An 864-nucleotide genomic window follows, 5' to 3' on the forward strand; every position below is an offset into this window, starting at 1 on the left:
ATCGCTTCGCATTCGTTTGATGCGAAGCGTGAATCAAGTCCGACATGATTGTATGGGAGCAAGATTCACGTTTCAGATCGAACTAATCTGAAACGATCTTGCTCCGTGGAGAGGGATGCGCAGGCTTGGTGAGACCATCGGTCGAGCCTAGCCGCAGCTGGGTGAGGGGATTTCAAGCTTCGCTCCCCCGTCATACCGGCCACATTGCATCCGGGACGGCGATAGGGCGTCGCCGCCGGGCGACTGTGGCGGTTTTGCAACAGTGGCGAGAAAAAGATGGCCCGACCGGCAGTTTTTTCGCCGGTCTTGGGCTGAAACTGGTTAATTTACCGTGCGAAATTGAGCTGATGCTGCGCGACGAATGCGTGGCGATCAGTGTTGCACCGGTTTTGCCTGCGTTGCGGACCGGTGCGATTTGATTGGAACAACGGACGCTGCGCCCCGTGACGATGGGGTGCGGCGCGAGCAAGGGGAGCTGCCTAATGGCCGCACGCATTGACGACGCCAAGCTAGCCAACCTTTCTGTCATCCCGAGCAAGATTTCGAGCGCCCGCCCGGCGGCCTCGCTGAAGACCACGTTGCTGGTCGGCGCGGCGACGGTGGCGGTGGCGGCGCAGCTGCCGGTCGACGAGGCCCGGGCCCAGGACAAGTGGGGCCCGTGGATCGCGCCCGGCGGCCAGTTCGGCAGCGCGCAGGAAGGCAACCTCGATATCTTCGTGCCGCTGGCCCAGGACGCCACCTCGATGTGGTTCCTCAACGCCAACGGCTTCGCCAACACCGACGACGAGGAACAGGGCAGCATCGGGCTCGGCTACCGGACCATGCTCAACCCGCAATGGATCCTCGGCGTCAACGGCTTCTTCG

2 protein-coding genes are annotated in these 864 nt (G+C 62.3%); both read left to right on the forward strand.

Annotated features, from left to right (window positions below):
* Positions 1-245 precede the first annotated feature (245 nt).
* Complete coding sequence (locus tag GY791_19615) at positions 246-419, forward strand: hypothetical protein (protein ID MCP4330609.1); 174 nt, start codon at positions 246-248, stop codon at positions 417-419.
* A 63-nt stretch (positions 420-482) separates the two neighbouring features.
* Positions 483-864, forward strand: a 382-nt coding sequence (locus tag GY791_19620) for a hypothetical protein (GenBank protein MCP4330610.1), incomplete at its 3' end; no start/stop codon positions are given.

This window comes from Alphaproteobacteria bacterium (assembly GCA_024244705.1).
GTDB lineage: Bacteria > Pseudomonadota > Alphaproteobacteria > JAAEOK01 > JAAEOK01 > JAAEOK01.